Origin of the sequence: Streptomyces sp. NPDC007983, from assembly GCF_042958345.1 — a bacterium.
Lineage (GTDB): Bacteria > Actinomycetota > Actinomycetes > Streptomycetales > Streptomycetaceae > Streptomyces.
This window is the reverse complement of record NZ_JBIBJI010000003.1, coordinates 227,266-248,456: the sequence shown is the minus strand read 5'-3', so window position 1 is coordinate 248,456 and position 21,191 is coordinate 227,266. Positions and strand designations below refer to the sequence as shown.

The 21,191-nt window shown below is 69.6% G+C and carries 16 protein-coding genes; 11 read left to right on the top strand and 5 right to left on the bottom strand.

Annotation, left to right across the window (positions count from 1 at the left end; all coding sequences use genetic code 11):
• Window positions 1-170 precede the first annotated feature (170 nt).
• The 4 genes from ACFZCY_RS10075 (at window position 171) to ACFZCY_RS10060 (ending at window position 5,801) form a co-directional block, all read left to right on the top strand.
• On the top strand, window positions 171-1,823 hold the full coding sequence (locus ACFZCY_RS10075; RefSeq protein WP_391170859.1) for an amino acid permease: 1,653 nt from the start codon (window positions 171-173) through the stop codon (window positions 1,821-1,823).
• A gap of 148 nt (window positions 1,824-1,971) precedes the next feature.
• Complete coding sequence (locus ACFZCY_RS10070) at window positions 1,972-2,157, top strand: SPOR domain-containing protein (RefSeq protein ID WP_391170857.1); 186 nt, start codon at window positions 1,972-1,974, stop codon at window positions 2,155-2,157.
• Between the two features lie 158 nt (window positions 2,158-2,315).
• Complete coding sequence (locus ACFZCY_RS10065) at window positions 2,316-2,735, top strand: (deoxy)nucleoside triphosphate pyrophosphohydrolase (protein WP_055548152.1); 420 nt, start codon at window positions 2,316-2,318, stop codon at window positions 2,733-2,735.
• A 375-nt stretch (window positions 2,736-3,110) separates the two neighbouring features.
• Complete coding sequence (locus ACFZCY_RS10060; protein WP_391170854.1) at window positions 3,111-5,801, top strand: SpoIIE family protein phosphatase; 2,691 nt, start codon at window positions 3,111-3,113, stop codon at window positions 5,799-5,801.
• 45 nt (window positions 5,802-5,846) lie between these two features.
• Here ACFZCY_RS10060 and ACFZCY_RS10055 read toward each other — a convergent pair whose 3' ends face one another.
• The 4 genes from ACFZCY_RS10055 to ACFZCY_RS10040 form a co-directional block, all read right to left on the bottom strand.
• The gene (locus ACFZCY_RS10055) at window positions 5,847-6,617 is read right to left on the bottom strand and encodes a succinate dehydrogenase/fumarate reductase iron-sulfur subunit (RefSeq protein WP_391170852.1); all 771 of its coding nucleotides are present in this window, start codon (window positions 6,615-6,617) and stop codon (window positions 5,847-5,849) included.
• Window positions 6,614-8,593 carry a fumarate reductase/succinate dehydrogenase flavoprotein subunit gene (locus ACFZCY_RS10050; RefSeq protein ID WP_391170850.1) on the bottom strand — a complete coding sequence of 660 codons (1,980 nt, stop codon included), beginning with the start codon at window positions 8,591-8,593 and terminating at the stop codon, window positions 6,614-6,616. Before ACFZCY_RS10050 ends, ACFZCY_RS10055 begins: the two co-directional genes overlap by 4 nt.
• A gap of 17 nt (window positions 8,594-8,610) precedes the next feature.
• Window positions 8,611-9,456 carry a hypothetical protein gene (locus ACFZCY_RS10045; RefSeq protein ID WP_391170848.1) on the bottom strand — a complete coding sequence of 282 codons (846 nt, stop codon included), beginning with the start codon at window positions 9,454-9,456 and terminating at the stop codon, window positions 8,611-8,613.
• A 79-nt stretch (window positions 9,457-9,535) separates the two neighbouring features.
• On the bottom strand, window positions 9,536-9,823 hold the full coding sequence (locus tag ACFZCY_RS10040) for a hypothetical protein (protein WP_361477738.1): 288 nt from the start codon (window positions 9,821-9,823) through the stop codon (window positions 9,536-9,538).
• A gap of 297 nt (window positions 9,824-10,120) precedes the next feature.
• Here ACFZCY_RS10040 and ACFZCY_RS10035 point away from each other — a divergent pair, with 297 nt between their 5' ends.
• From ACFZCY_RS10035 to ACFZCY_RS10005, 7 genes are all read left to right on the top strand, one after another.
• On the top strand, window positions 10,121-12,115 hold the full coding sequence (locus ACFZCY_RS10035; protein WP_391170846.1) for an ABC transporter substrate-binding protein: 1,995 nt from the start codon (window positions 10,121-10,123) through the stop codon (window positions 12,113-12,115).
• Between the two features lie 173 nt (window positions 12,116-12,288).
• Window positions 12,289-14,154, top strand: coding sequence for a translational GTPase TypA (gene typA, locus ACFZCY_RS10030; protein ID WP_391170844.1), 1,866 nt, complete (start codon window positions 12,289-12,291; stop codon window positions 14,152-14,154).
• A 424-nt stretch (window positions 14,155-14,578) separates the two neighbouring features.
• Window positions 14,579-16,204, top strand: coding sequence for an ABC transporter substrate-binding protein (locus tag ACFZCY_RS10025; RefSeq protein WP_391170842.1), 1,626 nt, complete (start codon window positions 14,579-14,581; stop codon window positions 16,202-16,204).
• A gap of 87 nt (window positions 16,205-16,291) precedes the next feature.
• Complete coding sequence (locus ACFZCY_RS10020; protein ID WP_391170839.1) at window positions 16,292-17,218, top strand: ABC transporter permease subunit; 927 nt, start codon at window positions 16,292-16,294, stop codon at window positions 17,216-17,218.
• Window positions 17,211-18,155 carry an ABC transporter permease subunit gene (locus ACFZCY_RS10015; protein WP_391170837.1) on the top strand — a complete coding sequence of 315 codons (945 nt, stop codon included), beginning with the start codon at window positions 17,211-17,213 and terminating at the stop codon, window positions 18,153-18,155. Before ACFZCY_RS10020 ends, ACFZCY_RS10015 begins: the two co-directional genes overlap by 8 nt.
• 11 nt (window positions 18,156-18,166) lie before the next feature.
• The gene (locus ACFZCY_RS10010) at window positions 18,167-19,222 is read left to right on the top strand and encodes an oligopeptide/dipeptide ABC transporter ATP-binding protein (protein WP_391170835.1); all 1,056 of its coding nucleotides are present in this window, start codon (window positions 18,167-18,169) and stop codon (window positions 19,220-19,222) included.
• A complete protein-coding gene (locus tag ACFZCY_RS10005; RefSeq protein ID WP_391170833.1) occupies window positions 19,215-20,384 on the top strand; it encodes a dipeptide ABC transporter ATP-binding protein in 1,170 nt (389 codons plus the stop codon). The genes ACFZCY_RS10010 and ACFZCY_RS10005 overlap by 8 nt, the downstream gene beginning before the upstream one ends.
• Window positions 20,385-20,433: 49 nt before the next feature.
• On the opposite strand, the gene ACFZCY_RS10000 is transcribed toward ACFZCY_RS10005, so the two are convergent.
• A complete protein-coding gene (locus ACFZCY_RS10000; protein ID WP_391170831.1) occupies window positions 20,434-21,174 on the bottom strand; it encodes a helix-turn-helix domain-containing protein in 741 nt (246 codons plus the stop codon).
• Window positions 21,175-21,191 lie beyond the last annotated feature (17 nt).

Sequence of the window (21,191 nt, the reverse complement as noted above, 5' to 3'; positions counted from 1 at the left end):
CGGGCCGCATGCGCTCCGCGAGACGCTCGACGGATAGCTGTGTTGCGTAGATCACATGCTTCCGCCGGTAGCTCAGATCGACCTCAAACCCGTAAAGCGCACCCTTATTTCGCTTGTACGATGGCGCGCGTTTACATCAGGTCAGGGGGGCGAAAGGAGCGTGAGGGGCGTTGAGCACAGAGCAGGGTTCCCATTCGCATTACAAACGGTCACTCGGCACGGTGGCTCTCACCGCGGTGGGCCTCGGTTCGATCATCGGATCCGGCTGGCTCTTCGGGGCCGCGCGGGCCGCGGCGCTGGCGGGTCCGGCCGCCATCTTCGCCTGGGTGATCGGTGCGGCGGTCGCCCTGACCATCGCCCTGACGTACTCCGAACTCGGTTCGATGTTCCCCAAGGCCGGCGGCATGGTGCGGTACGGCCAGTACTCGCACGGCTCGCTGGCCGGATACCTGGCGGCCTGGGCCAACTGGATCGCGATCGTCTCCGTCATCCCCGGTGAGGCGACCGCGTCCGTCCAGTACATGAGCTCCTGGGACTTCGGCTGGGCCAAGGCGCTGTACGACGGGAAGGAGCTGACCGGAAGCGGTGTCGCGCTCGCGTCCGTGCTGCTGGTCTTCTACTTCTTCCTCAACTGGTTCGCGATCACCCTCTTCGCGAAGACCAACACCGCGATCACGGTCTTCAAGGTCGTCGTGCCCACGCTGACCGCGGGTGCCCTGCTGATGTCGCACTTCGACACCGGCAATGTCACCGGCAACGGCGGCTTCACGCCGAACGGCTGGAACTCGGTGTTCACCGCCGTCGCCGTCTCCGGCATCGTCTGGGCGTACAACGGCTTCCAGTCGCCGCTCAACATGGCGGGCGAGGCCCGCAACCCGGGCAAGTCGCTGCCCAAGGCCGTCATCAGCTCCATCCTCATCGCGCTGGTGATCTACGTAGCCCTGCAGATCGCGTTCCTGACCGCCGTCCCGGCGGCCGACCTCGCGCACGGCGGCTGGGCCAAGCTCTCGTACAACTCCCCGCTCGCCGACCTCTCCCTCGCCTGGGGGCTGAACTGGCTGGCGCTGCTGCTGTACGCGGACGCCTTCGTCTCCCCGTCCGGCACCGGCATGATCTACGCGGCCACCACCTCCCGCATGGTCCAGGGCGTCCAGGAGAACGGTCACCTGCCCGGCGTCTTCGGCAAGGTCGACCCGAAGACCGGCATTCCGCGCCCGGCGCTGGTGCTCAACCTGGTGATCGCCTTCGCCTTCCTCGCGGTCTTCCGCGGCTGGGGCTCGCTGGCCGAGATCGTCTCCGTGGCGACCGTCATCTCGTACATCACCGGGCCCGTCGCCGTGATGTCGCTGCGCAAGCTCTCCCCGGACCTGCCGCGCCCGGTGCAGCTGCGCGCGATGCCGGTCATCGCGCCGATCGCGATGGTCTTCGGCTCGCTCGTCCTCTACTGGGCCCGCTGGCCGCTCACCGGCAAGGTCATCTTCATCATGGCGATCGGCCTGCCGATCTGGGCCTGGTACGAGCTGCGCAAGCCGTGGGCCGAGCTGAAGCCGCATCTGGCGGCCGGTGCCTGGATGGTGGCGTACCTGCTGGTCATGGCCGCGGTGTCGTGGGCCGGTGGCACCGAGTTCGGCGGCCGCGGCTATCTGCCCGAGGGCTGGGACATCCTGGTCGTCATCCTGCTCGCACTCGGTTTCTACGTCTGGGGCGTGCGCAGCGCATGGCGCAATCCCACGCTGGTGCAGGCCGAGCGCGAGCTGGCCGACACCACAATCGAGGAGCTGACCGGCGAGGCGGACCCGGAGAAGGTTTCCGCGCGCGGTTGAGGACGTGGCCGGATGCGTGCCTCGTTGTAAGAACACGTATCCGCTGCGTGAAGGTAGGGCGTAGGCTCGGGCATATGCGGAACGGGATTTCCTTAACGGTGTCGCCCAGACGCGTGCCCGGGTGCGCCACAACGGAGGGGGCGGAGAGATGAGTGACGGCAACACTGTGCTGCCATGGCTCGTCATCCGCCAGGACGGCAACGGCAACCGCTATCGCGTCGGCCGCTACGCCACGCGTACGGAGGCCCAGGAGGTCGCCGACCGGCTCGAGACCCAAGGGCAGGAACAGCTCTACGTCGTCGAGCGGACCGCCGCGACCGGGCACGCGGGCTGACGCCGCCCGTATACAGGTAAGCCGCCCGTACACCACGCACATGGCCTTGCCGCCGGTGGGCCGGAGTCTCCCGTTCGTCCGGGCGGGAGAATCCGGCCCGCCGGGCTCTGCGCGCCAGGCCACGCCGGGCTCTGCGCGGCACCCCCTAGAGTGCGGGCATGACGGTGCGCGTGGTGGTGGGCGGAGCGGTGTTCGACCGGGGGCGGCTGCTGGCCGCGCGGCGCAGCGCCCCGCCCGAGCTGGCCGGGCGCTGGGAGCTGCCCGGCGGCAAGGCCGAGCCCGGTGAGACCCCGCCGCAGGCCCTGGTGCGGGAGCTGCGCGAGGAACTGGGCGTCGAGGTCGAGCCGCTGGAGCCGCTGCCCGGCGAATGGCCGCTGAAGCCCGGCTATGTGCTGCGGGTGTGGACCGCCGCGCTGCGCTCCGGCGAGCCGCGTCCGCTGGAGGACCACGACGAGCTGCGCTGGCTCACCCCCGACCGGGTGGACGAGGTCGACTGGCTGGATGAGGACCGGCCCGCGGTCGCGGAGGCGGTCCGGCGGCTGCGCGCCGCGGAACACCTCCATCCGCGCGCCCACTGAACCCCTTTGAGCTCTTTCGGTCCCACGGGGACGGCCCGGGGCGGTACTCGGGGCAGGAATCCGGGTATGGGTGGCCCGATCGGGCTGCGTGTGTACGCCCGTCGCGAAACCGGCGCGCCGCGTTCCGTGCTGAGGGGCCGAGATGTCGGACCCGGCGGGGCCCGGCCGGAAAAACCGTGTGGTTCGAGCTGCCTCTCCCCGGTTAGGAGTGTGGGGGAGCGCTGATCTTGAGCGCTTCATCAAAAGCCGGGACGGAAACGGATTGCGGGCTGAGATAGTGCTGTGATCGTGAAGACCGTACTCCGGATGGCCGTGGTGCTGGATACTCGGCTATCTGTAGCCGGTCGGAGCACCTGAGCCGGAGGGGACGGGCGCATGAGCGAGAAGCCAGCGGGGGCGGATATCCCCGAGGGGACGGTTGGTTCGCAGGTGCCGCCAGTGTCGCAAATGTCGTCGATGTCGGGGTCGGTGTCTGGGGCGTTGTCGGGACCGATGTCCGATGTATGGCAGAGCAGTCCGCCCGGATCGATTTATGACTACATCCGCGTCGCCTCCTTCTCGCTGGGATCCGACGCCCGCATCACGCAGTGGAGCGAACGCGCGGCCGAGCTGCTGGGGCTGACGGCGGCCCAGGCCGTCGGCAAGGATCCGGTGGAGGCCTTCGTGCCGGCTGAGCTGCGGGAGACCGGCCGCCGCAAGGTCGCCGACATCCTGGACGGCCGGGAGTGGACCGGCCTTGTCCCCTTCCGCAGCCCGCAGGCGCCCGGCGGAGTCGGCATCGCCGAGGTGTATGTGATGCCGAGCCAGGACGAGGACGGGGAGCGCACCGCGCTCTGTCTCGCCGTCGATGTGGGCGCCCTGCGCGGACTGGAAACCGATCTTGCCGCCTCACAGGCCGTTTTCGGTCAATCTCCGCTTGGTTTCTTTCTCTTCGGTACAGACTTGCGCATGCTCCGGGTCAACGACCGCTTTGCGAAGGTTTTCGGCCGCCCGGTCGAGGAGTACCGCGGCGCGACCGCGCACGATCTGCTGCCCCGGGGCGAGGCCGACCGGCTCGCCGCCGCCCTGCGCCAGGTCCTGGACAGCGGAAGCTCGCTGACCGACATGCCGATCATGGGCGCCGTCCCCGGCAGCCACGACCGCCGCCGCTGGTCGGTGTCGCTGTACCGGCTGCACAGCGGATCGGGCCGCCCCATCGGCGTCGCCGGGCTCGCCACCGACGTCACCGGCCGCCGCCGCGCCGAGCAGGAGGCCGCGGGCGTACGCCGCAACCTGGCGCTGCTGAACGAGGCCGGGGCCCGAATAGGCACCTCGCTCGACCTGGAGACCACCGCCCGCGAACTCCTCGACGTGGCCGTCCCGCAGTTCTGCGATCTGGCCTCCGTCGACCTCTACCAGGGGCTGCTGTCCGGTGACGAGACCCCGCCCGGGCTCGCCGACGGCAGCGCCGAACTGCGCCGCGTCGCCTTCGCCAGCGCCGTCTCCGACGGCCCCGTCGCCTTCGGCGACGTCTACCGCACCGACGACAGCGGCCAGGGCGAACTGCCCAAGCCCATCGAGGTCGGCGAGGTGCACCGCTACCCCTTCCACTCGCTGTGCGCCCACGCCCTGCGCACCGCCCAGGTCCGGGTCGTCACCGGCCGCGACAGCGGCGAGAGCCAGGAACTCGGCGCCATACTGCAGTCCACCCTCCTGGTGCCGATGGTCGCCCGCGACACCGTCGTCGGCCTCGCCCAATTCTCCCGTACGAAGGGCAGCGAACCCTTCGGCGAGCGGGACCGGGCACTCGCCGTCGAACTGGCCGCCCGCGCCGCCGTCTCCATCGACAACGCCCGGCTCTACCGCAGAGAACACGAGCGCGCGCTGATCCTGCAGCGCAGCCTGCTCCCGCCCGGCGACCCGGAGGCCGCCGGGCTCGACATCGCCTGCCGCTACCTGCCGGGCAACGCGGCCACCGAAGTGGGCGGCGACTGGTTCGACGTCATCGAACTGCCCGGGCACCGCACCGCGCTGGTGGTCGGCGACGTGATGGGGCGCGGCCTGCGGGCCGCCGTCGCGATGGGCGAGCTGCGCACCGCCGTCCGCACCCTCGCCCTGCTGGACCTGGAGCCCGCCGAGGTGCTGTCCGCGCTGGACGAGATCGCCCGGGGGCTGGGCGCGCCCGGCGGCTCGAACGCCGGGGCGCGGGCCGCGGGGCGGTCCTTCGACGGCTCCTCCGATCTGTCCGAGGTCTACCTCGCCACCTGCGTGTACGCCGTCTACGACCCGGTCACCCGGCGCTGCACCTTCGCCAACGCGGGCCATCTGCCGCCCGCCCTGGTCGAACCGGGGGAGGGCGCCCTGCTGATGGAGGTGCCGCCGGGGATGCCGCTCGGCGTCGGCGGCGAGCCCTTCGAGGAGATCGAGGTCGAGCTGCCGGACGGGGCGCTGCTCGCCCTCTACACCGACGGCCTCGTCGAATCCCGCGACCACGCCCTGGACGAGGGGCTGCAGGATCTCCGTACCGCCCTGTCCACGCACGAGGGCGCGGGCAGCCCGGACAGCTCGCTGGAGGACATCTGCGACCACGTCCTGAGCAGCCTCGACACCCACCACGGCGAGGACGACATCGCCCTGCTCATGGCCCGGGTGCAGGGCCTGCCGGCCGACTCGGTCGGCGACTGGAAGCTGCCCAGCGACCCGCAGTCGGTCGGGCGGGCCCGCGAACTCGCCCGTGAGCAGCTGGAATCCTGGGGCCTGGACGGCCTGGCCGACACGACCGAGCTGCTGGTCAGCGAGCTGGTGACCAACGCGCTGCGGTACGGCGAGGGCGAGATACGGCTACGGCTGCTGCTGGACCGGACGCTGGTGTGCGAGGTCTGGGACGGCAACCTGGTCCAGCCGCGGCGGCGGCGCGCCCGCGACACCGACGAGGGCGGCCGCGGGCTGCAGCTGGTCGGCCTCCTCAGCGCGGGCTGGGGCAGCCGCCGCACCCCGCACGGCAAGACGGTCTGGTTCGAGCTGGCCCTCCCGGACGGCGAGTCCTCGGGCCCGGACTCGGTGGAAGCGCTGCTCAGCCTCTGGTGAGGAGCGGCTGCGGGCCCGCGTCACCACGGGCCCGCAGCGGGAGGGCTAACCCTCCCGGCGGCGGATCTTGTTGCCCAGCCAGACCAGCGGGTCGTACTTGCGGTCCGCGGCCCGCTCCTTGAGCGGGATCAGCGCATTGTCGGTGATCTTGATCTGCTCGGGGCAGACCTCCGTGCAGCACTTGGTGATGTTGCAGTACCCGAGCCCGTGCTCGTCCTGGGCCGTCCGCTTGCGGTCGATCCCGGCCTCGCCCGCCGCGTCCAGCGGATGCATGTCCAGCTCCGCGACCCGCATCAGGAAGCGCGGGCCCGCGAAGGCCTCCTTGTTCTGCTCGAAGTCGCGCAGCACATGGCAGGTGTCCTGGCACAGGAAGCACTCGATGCACTTGCGGAACTCCTGGGAGCGCCCCACGTCCTCCTGCCGCATCCGGTACTCGCCCGGGCCCAGGCCCTCGGGCGGGACGAAGGACGGCACCTCCCGGGCCTTGGCGTAGTTGTAGGAGACGTCCGTGACCAGGTCACGGACGACCGGGAAGGCCCGCAGCGGGGTCAGGGTGATGGTCTCGTCGCGGCCGAAAACCGACATGCGGGTCATGCACAGCAGCCGCGGCCGTCCGTTGATCTCGGCGCTGCACGAGCCGCATTTGCCCGCTTTGCAGTTCCAGCGGACCGCCAGGTCCGGTGCCTGGGTCGCCTGGAGGCGGTGGACGATGTCCAAAACGACTTCGCCCTCATTGACCTCGACGCGGAAGTCCCGCAGACCGCCGCCGTCCACATCGCCCCGCCACACCCGGAAGTGGGCCTCGTACGCGCTCACTGGGTCAGCTCCTCGTCCGTCAGGTACTTCACCAGCTCGTCCTTTTCGAACAGGTTCAGCAGGTCGGGCCGGATGGGCGGCGTCTCGCGCCGCTCCAGCCGGATCTGCCCGCGCCCGGGATCGGGCGGCGCGGCGAGACCGGCGGCGGGGTCGGCGAGGCGGCAGATCAGGTTGATCCGGCGCCATTCGCGGTCCATCGCGGGACAGTCGTCGCGGGTGTGCCCGCCGCGGCTCTCGGTGCGCTCCAGGGCGGCGCGCGCCACGCACTCGCTGACCAGCAGCATGTTGCGCAGGTCGATGGCCAGGTGCCAGCCGGGGTTGAACTGCCGGTGGCCCTCGACCCCGGCGCGCCGCGCCCGTACCCGCAGGGCCGCCAGCCGGTGCAGCGCGTCCTCCATCTCCCCGGCCCGCCTGATGATGCCCACCAGGTCGTTCATGGTCTGCTGCAGCTCCTGGTGCAGCGTGTACGGGTTCTCGGCGGGACCGGCCGGGCCGCCGGACGGCTCCTCGCCGGGGGACGGTACGTCGCCGTCCTCGGCGCTGAACGGCCGCAGCGCCTCGGCCGCCGCCAGGTCCAGCTGGGCGTCGTCGGGCACCGGGCGGCCGCCCGCCTCGGCGGTCTCCCGCGCGTACCGGGCCGCGTGGAGCCCGGCGCGGCGGCCGAAGACCAGCAGGTCGGAGAGGGAGTTGCCGCCGAGCCGGTTGGAGCCGTGCATACCGCCGGCGACCTCGCCCGCGGCGAAGAGGCCGGGGACGCCGTTCGCGGCGGCGGTGTCCGGGTCGACGTCCACCCCGCCCATCACGTAGTGGCAGGTCGGGCCGACCTCCATGGGCTCGGCCGTGATGTCGACGTCGGCCAGCTCCTTGAACTGGTGGTGCATGGACGGCAGCCGCCGCTTGATCACCTCGGCGGACATCCGGGTGGAGACGTCGAGGAAGACACCGCCGTGCGGGGAGCCGCGACCCGCCTTGACCTCGGAGTTGATCGCGCGGGCCACCTCGTCGCGGGGGAGCAGCTCGGGCGGGCGCCGGTTGTGGTCCGGGTCCTCGTACCAGCGGTCGCCCTCGTCCTCGGACTGGGCGTACTTCTCCTTGAAGACGTCCGGAATGTAGTCGAACATGAACCGCTTGCCCTCGCTGTTGCGCAGCACCCCGCCGTCCCCGCGCACCGACTCGGTGACGAGGATCCCCTTGACCGAGGGCGGCCAGACCATGCCGGTCGGGTGGAACTGCACGAACTCCATGTTGACCAGCGGGGCCCCGGCGAGCAGGGCCAGCGCGTGGCCGTCGCCGGTGTACTCCCAGGAGTTGGACGTCACCTTGAAGGACTTGCCGATGCCGCCGGTGGCCAGCACCACGGCGGGGGCCTCGATCGCGAAGAAGCGGCCGGATTCGCGCTCGTAGCCGAAGACCCCGGCGACCCGCTCGCCCGCCGCGTCCTTGACGATGCGGGTGACCGTGCACTCCTGGAAGACCTTCAGCCGCGCCTCGTAGTCGCCGGTGGCGGCCTTGTCCTCCTGCTGGAGGGAGACGATCTTCTGCTGGAGGGTGCGGATCAGCTCCAGCCCTGTGCGGTCCCCGACATGGGCGAGCCGCGGGTACTCATGGCCGCCGAAGTTCCGCTGGGAGATCTTGCCGTCCGGGGTGCGGTCGAAGAGCGCGCCCCAGGTCTCCAGCTCCCAGACCCGGTCCGGGGCCTCCTGGGCGTGCAGCTCGGCCATCCGCCAGTGGTTGAGGAACTTGCCGCCGCGCATGGTGTCGCGGAAGTGCACCTGCCAGTTGTCGCCCGCGTTGACATTGCCCATGCTGGCGGCGATGCCGCCCTCGGCCATCACCGTATGGGCCTTGCCGAACAGCGACTTGCAGATGACGGCGCAGCGCATGCCCTGTTCGCGTGCCTCGATCGCGGCCCGCAGCCCGGCGCCGCCCGCGCCGATCACGACCACGTCCCAGGCCTGCCGTTCGACTTGCGTCATCGTTGAAGGCACCTCTCCTAGAAGAACCGGGGGTCGTCGAACGCGCCGCTCGCCAGCAGATACACATAGAAGTCGGCGACGGCGACACTGATCAGCGACGCCCAGGCCAGCTGCATATGGCGCATATTGAGCGAGCTGACCCAGCCCCAGAGCCGGTAGCGCACCGGATGCCGGGAGAAGTGCTTGAGCCGGCCGCCGACGATGTGCCGGCAGGAGTGGCAGGAGAGGGTGTACGCCCAGATCAGCGCGATGTTGGCGAGCAGCACCAGGGTGCCCAGGCCCATGTGGCCCCACCGTCCGTGCTCGTCCCGGAAGGCGAGCACGGTGTCATAGGTGAGGATTCCCGCGACGATCACCGCGAAGTAGAAGAAGTAGCGGTGGATGTTCTGCAGGATGAGCGGGAAGCGGGTCTCGCCGGTGTAGTTGGCGCGCGGCTCGGCGACCGCGCAGGCCGGTGGTGAGGCCCAGAAGCCCCGGTAGTACGCCTTGCGGTAGTAGTAGCAGGTCAGCCGGAAGCCGAGCGGGAAGATCAGGATCAGCAGGGCGGGGGACAGGCCCCACCACGCACCGAAGATCTCCCAGTTCGCGCCGCCCTTCATCGGGACGCAGTTCTGCGCGACGCACGGCGAGTAGAACGGGGAGACATACGGCTCGGCGTAGTAGTTGTCGCCTGCGAAGGCCCGCCACGTCGAATAGACGACGAACGCGAACAGCCCGGCGGCGGTGACCGCGGGCGCCAGCCACCAGCGGTCGGTCCGCAGATGGCGGGCGGGGATGGCGGCGCGCGACGGGCTGTGCACGCCGCTCGTGGCCGCTTCCCGTTCGGACGGCGTGGCGGCTTGGGGGTCGGTGCCAGTGGCCAAAGGAAACTCCGCGGTGGAGTGGTGTGGGGGACGGTCGGGCGCGGACCCGTCGGGCCGGGTGGGCGCCAAGCGACCCCTGCTAAGGAGCGTGGCGGTCGCGCGCGCCGAGACCCTCGTCGTCGACGTCCGACCACAGCGCGCTGTTGTAGGGCGCGTCGGGGACCGGAACCATTTCGGGGCGCGGCCGCTCCGTGCCGGGGGCCGTATCGCGCAGCAGGGCGAGACTCTCGCGCAGATGGTCCGCGTCGGTGCGGACCCGTCGTATCTCCAGTCCGCCGGCGCCGACCCGGTCTTCCAGCCGGGTGACGGAGCGGACCAGATCGTCGAGACAGCGTTGGACGGCCGTCAAGTCGTCGTTCAAGGACATGACTTGCCCTCACTTCCGCGGTTGCGGTTGGCGGCGCTCATGCGACAGCGAGTGTTACGCGTCACAGTCCTGGTTGGGAAGGGATCTGCCGCGATTCGCGGAGTCACCGGCGTGATCACGCCGCCGTGCGCCGGGGTGCGCGCCGGTCGGATGGAGCCGGTCGGGTGATCCTGTCCCCTCCATGGCCGTCCCGAGGGTGCTGTCTCATGATCCGTCGCTTTGAGTAAGGAGTATATGCGACAAGCGTCAAAATGTGCGAAATGCACTCAATATCGGCACACCCGGAGGTCACGAGCCATGTCCATCGACAAGCGACGCTGCGCCGTGCTGCTCGCCGCGGGAGTGCTGCTGCCACTGCCCGTCCTCACCGGGTGCAGCTCCGGCGACGACGACGCCCCGCCGTCACCCGCGGCCCGGGACATCGCCCCGGCCTCCCGCGCGCAGACCGCCCCCGGCGGCACGCTGCGCTGGGCGCTCGACGCCCGGCCCGCGACCTTCAACGCCTTCCAGACCTCCTCCGACGCCGGCACCGAGCGGATCGCCGGAGCGGTGCTGCCCGCGCTCCACACCCTCGACGCCCGCGGCCGTCCGCAGCTCAACGGCGACTACCTGGAGTCCGCCGAGGTGGTCTCGCGCGAGCCCAAGCAGGTCGTGGTCTACAAGCTCAACCCCAAGGCGGTGTGGAGCGACGGCCGCCCGCTCGGCGCGGAGGACTTCTCCGCCCAGTGGAAGGCCCTGCGCGGCACGGAGAACGTCTACTGGACCGCGCGCAACGCCGGGTACGACCGCATCGCCAGGATCCAGCCGGGCGAGAAGGAGCACGAGGTCAAGGTCACCTTCGCCAAGCCCTACACCGACTGGCGGTCGCTGTTCACGCCGCTGTACCCGAAGAGCGTGATGAGCGACCCGGCCGTCTTCAACGCCGGGGCACGCAAGGGGCTCGCCGTCAGCTCCGGCCCCTTCACGGTCCGTGAGGTAAAGGACACCTCCGTCACCCTCGTACGGAACCCCCGGTGGTGGGGCGACCGGGCCCGGCTGAACCGGCTGGTCTTCGAGGCCGTCCCGGCGGGCAAGCGGGCCGCCGCCCTGATCGACGGGACCGTCGACATGGCCGAGGTCGACCGGTCCACGGCGCGCCGCGTCCAGGCCGCGGCGCCCGCCGGGAAGGGGGCCGCCGGGGCCAAGAAGCTCCACCCCTCGGGCAAGGCGGGCGCGCCCAGGCTGGAGACCGACGCACAGGAGGCCGCGGACGCCACGCGCGACCGGGCGGAGGCCGAGAAGGCGCCGCCGGGATCGCGGCGCTCGCAGACCGTGGCCCTGCGCCGGTACACCCTGCGCACGGCGCTGGGCCCCGCGTACACCCAGCTCGCCATCAACGGCGCCAAGGGCCCGCTCGCGGATGAGCGGGTGCGCCGCGCGGTGGCCCGCGCGATCGACCGGCAGGCGCTCGCCAAGGCGGTGCTGAAGCCGTTCGGGCTGCCCACCGAGCCGCTCGGCAACCATCTGCTGATGGCCGACCAGAAGGGGTACAAGGACCACAGCGGTGCCCTCGGCGGCCCCGACACCCAGGCCGCGCAGTCCCTGCTGGCCGACGCGGGCTGGCGCCCCGGCGGCTCGTCCGCCCGGCAGAAGTCGGTCGACGGCAAGACGGACGACCGGGGACGGCAGTCGAGCCCCACCGCGGACAAGACCGGCAAGGCGGGCGATCCCGCCCCTGCCGCGGGCGACGCGGGCCGGTCCGGGCGCTCCCACCCGGCCGTCGTACAGAAGAAGGGGCGGCCGCTCGTGCTGCGCTTCGTCGTCCCGTCCGACTCCGGCGGCGCCTCGCTGCGCGCCGTCGGGACGCGCATCGGCCGGATGCTGGAGGAGATCGGCGTCCGCACCGAGATCACCCGGGTGAAGAGCGACTCCTTCTTCAAGGACCACATCGCCACCGGCAAGTACGACCTGGCCCTCTACTCCTGGCCCGCCTCCGCCTACCCGGCGACCGACGGCCGCCCGATCTACGCCAAGCCCCAGCCCGCCGCGGACGGCTCGCTGGTGGTGGAGCAGAACTACACCCGGGTCGGTACGGACCAGATCGACCAGCTCTTCGACGAGGCGCTCTCCGAGCTGGACGGCGGCGCCTCGCGCGCCCTGGTCGGGCGGGCGGACGCCCGGATCTGGGCGGCCGCCGGATCGATTCCGCTCTACCAGCCCCCGCAGCTGGTCGCGGTCCGCAAGACGGTGGGCAACGCCGGAGCGTTCGGCTTCGCCACCCCCCGTTACCAGGACATCGGCTTCCGTAAGTAGGCGCGGGGAGCGGGCGCGAGAGCGTGCGGGACGGCGCGGGGACGGGTGGCGGCACCCGTCCCCGCGCCGTCCCCTTACCATGGGGTGGAGCCGTGGCGTAAGCAGCCCGGCGGAAAGGCGCGCCGGACAAAGGAGCGCGCTGCCACCCACGAAACCGGGAGAAGCGCGCTCGTATGCCCACGCGCCACGATATTCGTAACGTCGCCATCGTCGCCCACGTCGACCACGGTAAGACGACCCTCGTCGACGCCATGCTCAAGCAGGCCGGTGCGTTTGCCGCGCATCAGCATGTGGACGACCGGGTGATGGACTCCAACGACCTGGAGCGCGAGAAGGGCATCACCATTCTCGCGAAGAACACCGCCGTGAAGTACCACCCGGCGGACGGCAGTGACCCCGTCACCATCAACATCATCGACACCCCCGGCCACGCCGACTTCGGCGGCGAGGTCGAGCGCGGTCTGTCCATGGTCGACGCCGTGGTGCTGCTGGTGGACGCCTCCGAGGGCCCGCTGCCGCAGACCCGCTTCGTGCTGCGCAAGGCGCTGCAGGCCAAGCTGCCGGTCATCCTGTGCATCAACAAGACGGACCGCCCGGACTCCCGGATCGACGACGTCGTCAACGAGACGTACGACCTGTTCCTGGACCTGGACGCGACCGAGGAGCAGATCGAGTTCCCGATCGTCTACGCCTGCGCCCGGGACGGCATCGCCTCGCTGACCAAGCCGGAGGACGGCACCGTCCCGGCCGACAGCGACAGCCTCTGGCCGTTCTTCGTCACCCTGCTGGAGACCGTCCCGGCGCCGGAGTACGACGCGGCCGCCCCGCTCCAGGCCCACGTCACCAACCTGGACGCGGACAACTTCCTCGGCCGGATCGCGCTGCTCCGCGTCGAGCAGGGCGAGCTGAAGAAGGGCCAGACCGTCGCGTGGATCAAGCGCGACGGCACCATCTCCAACGTCCGCATCACCGAGCTGATGATGACCGAGGCGCTCACCCGCAAGCCCGCCGAGGTGGCCGGGCCCGGGGACATCTGCGCGGTCGCCGGTATCCCCGACATCATGATCGGTGAGACCCTGGCCGACCCCGAGAACCCGATCGCGCTCCCGCTGATCACCGTCGACGAGCCGGCCATCTCGATGACCATCGGCACCAACACCTCGCCGCTGGTCGGCAAGGGCGGCAAGGGCCACAAGGTCACCGCCCGGCTGGTGAAGGACCGGCTGGAGAAGGAGCTGATCGGTAACGTCTCGCTGCGCGTGCTGCCGACCGAGCGCCCCGACGCCTGGGAGGTGCAGGGCCGCGGTGAGCTGGCGCTGGCGATCCTGGTCGAGACGATGCGCCGGGAGGGCTTCGAGCTGACCGTCGGCAAGCCCGAGGTCGTCACCAAGGAGGTCGACGGCAAGGTCCACGAGCCGATCGAGCGCCTGACCATCGACGCGCCGGAGGAGCACCTGGGCGCCATCACCCAGCTGATGGCGACCCGCAAGGGCCGGATGGAGACCATGACCAACCACGGTTCCGGCTGGATCCGCATGGAGTGGATCGTGCCGTCCCGCGGCCTCATCGGCTTCCGCACCGAGTTCCTGACCCAGACCCGCGGCACCGGCATCGCGCACTCCATCTTCGAGGGCCACGAGCCGTGGTTCGGCGAGCTGCGCACCCGTAACAGCGGCTCCCTGGTGGCCGACCGCTCGGGCTCGGTGACCGCGTTCGCGATGACCAATCTCCAGGAGCGCGGTGTGCTGTTCACCTCGCCCGGCACCGAGGTGTACGAGGGCATGATCGTCGGCGAGAACTCGCGCGCCGACGACATGGACGTGAACATCACCAAGGAGAAGAAGCTCACCAACATGCGGTCCTCGACCGCGGACGTGACCGAGTCCCTGGTGCCGCCGCGGCTGCTCTCGCTCGAGCAGTCCCTGGAGTTCTGCCGCGACGACGAGTGCGTCGAGGTGACCCCGGAGACGGTCCGCATCCGCAAGGTCGTACTGGACCAGAAGGAGCGCGGCCGCGCCGCGTCGCGCGCCAAGCGCTGAGGTCCGCCTCCGTACGCCCCCGGCAGCCCGGGCTTCCGCTTCTCGCGGGGCCCGGGCTGCCGTCGTATCAGGAACGGGCCAGTCAAACGGTTATCCGGCGAGGGGCGTCCGGATATCGGGGATCAGGCTCCGCATGATGTGTTAACAGTCCGTTTCGCGTGTGTCTGTCTGCGGCAGTTTTGTCCGGATTTCGAGGCTCCGCGCGTAGATGATGTGACCAAAGCGAGACCCATAAAGTGTGGTTTACGTGGCTGGCGTGCTCAATCATGGGGTCCATTGAGCTCGGGTCAACGGGTCGAACGCTGTGGGGAGCGGGGACCTGCGAGCACATCTGGGGGGTCCGGTCCCTTTCGCTGTCAGGGGTGTCAGCGCATCTCCGGACACCCCTCTCGAAGCAGCAGAGGACTCCGGAGGAGGCAAACCCATGCGTGGTGCCCAGAGCGCCAAGTGGGTCGCGATGGCCGCGGTCGTGGCAATGGCCGCGACCGCTTGTGGTGGCGGCGACAACAAGGACGACAGCAAGGCTGCCGTCGACCCGAACGGTGTGTACACCTATCAGGACGTCGAGCCACAGAACCCGCTGATCCCGACCAACACCAACGAGGTCGGCGGCGGGTACATCCTGAAGAACCTCTTCCGCGGCCTGGTCGACTACGACGTCAAGGGCAAGCTGCGCAATCAGGTCGCCCAGAGCGTCGACTCGCCGGACAACCAGCACTTCACGGTGAAGCTGAAGAAGGGCTGGAAGTTCCACAACGGCGAGCCGGTGACGGCCAGCTCCTTCGTGGACGCCTGGAACTACGGCGCGAACGCCAAGAACGCCCAGCTGAACGCCTCGTGGTTCGCCGACATCAAGGGCTTCGACGAGGTTCACCCGGAAAAGGGTGACCCGAAGGCCGACAAGATGTCCGGGCTGAAGGTGGTGAACGACAACGAGTTCACCATCGAGCTGTCGCACCCGGTCTCCACCTTCAAGGACCGGCTCTTCTACGACGCCTTCTTCCCGCTTCCCAAGGCCTTCTACAAGGACCCGAAGAAGTTCGGCGAGGCCCCCATCGGCAACGGCCCCTACGAGGTCGACGGCAAGTGGGAGCACAAGGTCCAGTTCAAGGTGAAGAAGTACGCCGGGTACCAGGGGGTGGACAAGCCCAAGAACGGCGGCATCGTCTTCAAGTTCTACAACAAGGACGAAAGCGCCTACAACGACCTGGTCTCCGACAAGCTGGACATCATGTACCAGGTCCCGCCGTCGTCGATCAACGTCTACAAGACCGACCTGGGCGACCGCTCGGCCGACCAGATGTTCGGCGGCAACACCACCATCGCCTTCCCGATGTACGACAAGGCGTGGAGCAAGCCGGAGAAGGCCAAGGTCCGCCAGGGCCTGTCCATGGCGATCGACCGCGAGACCATCACCAAGACCGCGCTGAAGGGCTCGAAGGACCCGGCCGACGGCTGGACCCCGAAGGTCGTCGAGGGCTACCAGCCCAACGCCTGCGGTGAGTACTGCAAGTTCGACCCGAAGAAGGCGAAGCAGCTCATCAAGGAGGGCGGCGGCGTCCCCGGCGGCAAGATGACCATCGCCTACAACGCCGACGGCGGCAACAAGGAATGGGCCGAGGCGGTCTGCAACGACATCAAGCAGAACGCCGGTGTCCCCTGTGAGGCCGACCCGCGCGCGACCTTCCAGCAGCTGCGCACCGAGATCACCGACAAGAAGATGACCAGCGCGTTCCGGATGGCCTGGGTCCAGGACTTCCCGAACATCTCCAACTTCATCTCCGAGCAGTACCGCACCGGCGCCGGCGCCAATGACTCCGGCTTCAGCGACAAGAAGCTCGACAAGCTGATGGAGCAGGCCGACTCGGCCAAGACCATCGAGGAGTCCAACAAGCTCTACGCCCAGGCCGAGGCGAAGCTCAAGGACACGATGCCCTCCATCCCGCTCTTCTTCGACCACACCAACGGCGGTCACTCCAAGAACGTCCAGAACGTCAAGTTCGACACGTTCCGCCAGGCGATCTGGACCGACGTCGAGGTCAAGAAGTAGTCGAGAGGCTTGCAGTGACGTAGCCCCGGTGACCGTCCGTCCCCCCGACGGGCGGTCGCCGGGCGCGTCGGCGACAGGAGGACACCCATGGGGCGATACGTCGCGAGGCGACTGCTCCAGATGATCCCGGTCTTCATCGGGACCACACTGCTCATCTTTCTGATGGTGTATTCGCTGCCCGGCGATCCCGTCAAAGCGCTCTTCGGCCCGCGGGCATCCGACCCCGCCACGGTCGAGAGACTGCGCCATCAATTCGGTCTGGACAAGCCCCTGCTGACCCAGTACTGGGACTACATCACCGGGCTGTTCCGGGGTGACTTCGGGCAGAGCTTCACCGGCCGCCCGGTCGCCGACCTGATGGCCGACGCCTTCCCGGTCACCATCCGGCTCGCGCTTCTCGCCTTCGGCATCGAGATCGTCATCGGCGTCACCCTCGGTGTGGTGACCGGCCTGATGCGCGGCAAGTTCCTGGACCGGTTCGTGCTGGTGTTCACCCTGATCGTGACCTCGATCCCGGTGTTCGTGATCGGCTTCGTCACCGTGTTCCTGTTCGGGCTCAAATGGAAGGTCATCACCCCGACCGTCCAGGACTCCATGGACATCGGGCAGCTCTTCGCACCGGCCCTGGTGCTGGGCGCCCTCTCGCTGGCCTACGTGTCCCGGCTCACCCGGACCACCGTGGTGGAGAACCTGCGCGCCGACTACATGCGCACCGCCCTCGCCAAGGGGCTGCCGCGGCGCCGGATCATCGGCGTCCATCTGATGCGCAACTCGCTCATCCCTGTCGTCACGTTCCTCGGCACCGACCTCGGCACCCTCATGGGCGGCGCGATCGTCACCGAGGGCATCTTCAACATCCAGGGCGTGGGCAACACCCTCTTCCGGGCCATCCAGACCAGTGAGGGTCCCACCGTCGTCGGCATCGTGACCGTGCTCGTGCTCGTCTACCTGCTGAGCAGTCTGGTCGTCGATCTCTTGTACGCAGTCCTGGACCCGAGGATTCGCTATGCTTAACCCAACTCAGGCCCCCGAGGCCGGCCCCGTATCGGCGGCAGCCGAAGCGCCCCTGCCGGGCGGCAGCGAGATCACCAAGGCACGCAGCCTGGGCCAGGACGCCTGGCGAGAACTGCGCAGCAATCCCATCTTCTGGGTCTCCGCCGTGCTGCTGGTGCTCTTCCTGGTGATGGCGGCCCTGCCCAGCCTGTTCACCAGCACCGACCCGGGCTACGCCGATCTGCGCAACCACTACCTCGGCAAGCCGGCGTGGGGGCACTTCTTCCAGCCGGACTGGTTCGGCTACAACGGCCAGGGCCAGAGCGTCTACGCCCGGACCATCTACGGCGCCCGCGCCTCGGTCATCATCGGCGTCTGCGTGACCCTCGGGGTCACCCTCGTCGGCGGTCTGATCGGCATGTTCGCGGGATACTTCGGCGGCTGGATCGACACCCTGCTCTCCCGGCTCACCGACATCTTCTTCGGCATCCCGCTGCTGCTCGGCGGCATGGTGCTGCTGCAGGCGTTCACCCACCGCACGATCTGGACCGTGGTGCTCGCCCTCGCCACCTTCGGCTGGATGCCGCTCGCCCGCGTGATGCGCGGCGCGGTCATCACCCAGAAGCAGGCCGACTTCGTGACGGCGGCCCGGGCGCTGGGCGCCGGGACCGGCCGCATCCTGCTCCGGCACATCCTGCCCAACGCCCTCGCCCCGGTGATCGTCGTGGCCACCATCGCGCTCGGCGGCTTCGTCTCCGCCGAGGCCACCCTGTCCTACCTGGGCATCGGCCTGCAGTCCACGGTCTCGTGGGGCGTGGACATCTCGGACGCGCAGAACGTGCTGCGGGACGCCCCGCACGTCCTGCTCGTCCCGGCCACCTTCCTGAGCCTGACCGTGCTGTCGTTCATCCTGCTCGGCGACGCGGTGCGCGACGCCTTCGACCCCAAGCTGCGCTGAGGGAGGCGTACGTGACCACCATCGAGAAGACCGGCGCGGAACCCTCCGCGCGCGTCGAGGACAACGGCGGCCCGCTGCTGGAAGTCCGCGACCTGCACGTGGAGTTCCACACCCGGGACGGCGTCGCCAAGGCCGTCAACGGCGTCAACTACTCCGTCAGCGCGGGCGAGACCCTCGCCGTGCTCGGCGAGTCCGGCTCCGGCAAGTCCGTGACGGCGCAGGCCATCATGGGCATCCTGGACATGCCGCCCGGCAAGATCCCGCAGGGCCAGATCCTCTTCCGTGGCGAGGACATGCTCACCATGGCCCCCGAGGACCGCCGGAAGATCCGCGGCCGCCGGATCGCCATGATCTTCCAGGACGCGCTCTCCGCGCTGAACCCGGTGCTCTCCGTCGGCTATCAGCTCGGCGAGATGTTCCGGGTCCACCAGGGGCTGTCCAAGAAGGAAGCCAAGGCCAAGGCCATCGAGCTGATGGACCGGGTCCGCATCCCGGCCGCCAAGGAGCGGGTGAACGACTACCCGCACCAGTTCTCCGGCGGTATGCGCCAGCGCATCATGATCGCCATGGCGCTGGCCCTGGAGCCGGACCTGATCATCGCCGACGAGCCGACCACCGCGCTCGACGTGACCGTTCAGGCCCAGGTGATGGACCTGCTCGCGGAGTTGCAGCGCGAGTACAACATGGGCCTGATCCTGATCACCCATGACCTGGGCGTGGTCGCGGACGTCGCCGACAAGATCGCGGTGATGTACGCGGGCCGGATCGTCGAGACCGCGCCCGTGCACGAGCTGTACAAGCGCCCCGCCCACCCGTACACCAAGGGACTGCTCGACTCGATCCCGCGGCTGGACCACAAGGGCCAGGAGCTGTACGCGATCAAGGGCCTGCCGCCCAACCTGCTCAAGATCCCCACGGGCTGCGCCTTCAACCCGCGCTGCCCCAAGGCCCAGGACATCTGCCGCACCGAGGTCCCGCCGCTGGCGTCGGTCACCGAGCAGGACGGCACCGAGCTGCCGGGCCGTGGCAGCGCGTGCCACTTCTGGAAGGAGACCATCCATGGCTGAGACGGAGAAGAACGACAAGGCCGTGGAACCGGCTGACGCGGCCCCCGCCGACGCCACCCCCAACGTCACCGAGGTGACGACGGTCGACGCCGCCACCGAGGACGAGGCCGTGGCCGCCCTCGACGCACATGTCGACCGCGGAGAGCCGATCCTCCAGGTGCGCAACCTGGTCAAGCACTTCCCGCTGACCCAGGGCATCCTCTTCAAGAAGCAGGTCGGCGCGGTCAAGGCGGTCGACGGCGTCTCCTTCGACCTCTACCAGGGCGAGACGCTCGGCATCGTCGGCGAGTCCGGCTGCGGCAAGTCCACCGTCGCCAAGCTGCTGATGACCCTGGAGACCGCCACCGCGGGCGAGGTGTTCTACAAGGGCCAGGACATCACCAAGCTGTCCGGGCGCGCCCTGCGGGCCGTCCGCCGCAACATCCAGATGGTCTTCCAGGACCCGTACACCTCGCTCAACCCCCGCATGACGGTGGGCGACATCATCGGCGAGCCGTACGAGATCCACCCCGAGGCCGCGCCCAAGGGCGACCGCCGGCGCAAGGTCCAGGACCTGCTGGACGTCGTCGGCCTCAACCCCGAGTACATCAACCGCTATCCGCACCAGTTCTCCGGCGGTCAGCGCCAGCGCATCGGCATCGCCCGCGGCCTCGCGCTCAACCCGGAGATCATCATCTGCGACGAGCCGGTCTCGGCGCTGGACGTGTCCGTGCAGGCGCAGGTCATCAACCTGATGGAGAAGCTGCAGGACGAGTTCAACCTGTCCTACATCTTCATCGCCCACGACCTGTCCATCGTCCGCCACATCTCCGACCGGGTCGGCGTGATGTACCTGGGGAAGATGGCCGAGATCGGCACCGACGCCGAGATCTACGACCACCCGACCCACCCGTACACCCAGGCCCTGCTGTCCGCCGTCCCGGTCCCCGACCCGGAGTCGCGGGAGGGCCGGGAGCGCATCATCCTCACCGGCGACGTGCCCTCCCCGGCCAACCCGCCCTCCGGCTGCCGCTTCCGCACCCGCTGCTGGAAGGCCGAGGACAAGTGCGCCAAGGAGGTGCCGCTGCTCGCCATCCCCGAGCGCTTCGCCGGCACGGACTCCCTCGCGGCGCACGAGTCGGCGTGCCACTTCGCCGAGGAGAAGGACGTGGTGCACGCCTAACGCCCCCGCGGGGCGCAGTACACGACAAGGGCCCGCCCGGACCGTAGCTCTACGGTCCGGGCGGGCCCTCGTCGTCGCCGGCCGCTTTCGTGGAGAGGATGTCGCGGGCCTGCTCCGCGGCGCGGGCGAGGCTCTCGCCGACGAAGTCGAGGAAGCGGGCGACGTTCTCCAGGCGGACGGCGGCCGGGGTGCCGGGGCCGAGGACGCCGACGCCCTGCCGTGCGATCTCGACCTGCTGGGTGAGGGACCGGACGCTGGCGACCATCGACTGGTACCAGATGTCGTCGTCGACGACGTAGCGCTCGCGGCGCCGTTCGTCGCGTTCCCTGCGGACGAGGGTCTGGCTCTCCAGGAAGGTGATCGATTTGGAGATGGTCGCCGGGCTGACCTGAAGGCGCTGGGCGAGTTCGGATGCCGTCAGGCTGCCGGAATCGGTGGTGAGGAGACAGACCATCACCCGCGCCATCATCTTGGGCAGGCCCGATTGAATCATGACGGTCGTGAACAGCTCCTCGTACTCACGGACGGCCTCGGCGTCGCGCCCGTGGGGCTGGGGAGCCGGGTCCGGCCCTCGGGACGAGGCGGGCCTGCGCCGGTGGGCGCGCCGTTCGGTGGCGCGGTGGGCCAGGTCCGCGCGGTATCCGGTGGGGCCGCCGTTGCGCATCACCTCACGCGTGATCGTCGAGGTCGGACGCTCGAGACCTCTGGCGATCTCCGCGTACGCGAGGCCGTCGGCCAGCCCCAGCGCGATCTGCTGGCGGTCCTGCTGGGTGAGCCTGCCTCCCGGCATCGCTACCTCCTTGGTGT

Coding starts and splice junctions, on each gene's coding strand:
- ACFZCY_RS10070 (WP_391170857.1), top strand. CDS start 1,972: ATGAGTGACGGCAACACTGTGCTGCCATGGCTCGTCATCCGCCAGGAC.
- ACFZCY_RS10065 (WP_055548152.1), top strand. CDS start 2,316: ATGACGGTGCGCGTGGTGGTGGGCGGAGCGGTGTTCGACCGGGGGCGG.
- ACFZCY_RS10060 (WP_391170854.1), top strand. CDS start 3,111: ATGAGCGAGAAGCCAGCGGGGGCGGATATCCCCGAGGGGACGGTTGGT.
- ACFZCY_RS10050 (WP_391170850.1), bottom strand. CDS start 8,593: ATGACGCAAGTCGAACGGCAGGCCTGGGACGTGGTCGTGATCGGCGCG.
- ACFZCY_RS10040 (WP_361477738.1), bottom strand. CDS start 9,823: ATGTCCTTGAACGACGACTTGACGGCCGTCCAACGCTGTCTCGACGAT.
- ACFZCY_RS10035 (WP_391170846.1), top strand. CDS start 10,121: ATGTCCATCGACAAGCGACGCTGCGCCGTGCTGCTCGCCGCGGGAGTG.
- typA (WP_391170844.1), top strand. CDS start 12,289: ATGCCCACGCGCCACGATATTCGTAACGTCGCCATCGTCGCCCACGTC.
- ACFZCY_RS10025 (WP_391170842.1), top strand. CDS start 14,579: ATGCGTGGTGCCCAGAGCGCCAAGTGGGTCGCGATGGCCGCGGTCGTG.
- ACFZCY_RS10020 (WP_391170839.1), top strand. CDS start 16,292: ATGGGGCGATACGTCGCGAGGCGACTGCTCCAGATGATCCCGGTCTTC.
- ACFZCY_RS10015 (WP_391170837.1), top strand. CDS start 17,211: ATGCTTAACCCAACTCAGGCCCCCGAGGCCGGCCCCGTATCGGCGGCA.
- ACFZCY_RS10005 (WP_391170833.1), top strand. CDS start 19,215: ATGGCTGAGACGGAGAAGAACGACAAGGCCGTGGAACCGGCTGACGCG.
- ACFZCY_RS10000 (WP_391170831.1), bottom strand. CDS start 21,174: ATGCCGGGAGGCAGGCTCACCCAGCAGGACCGCCAGCAGATCGCGCTG.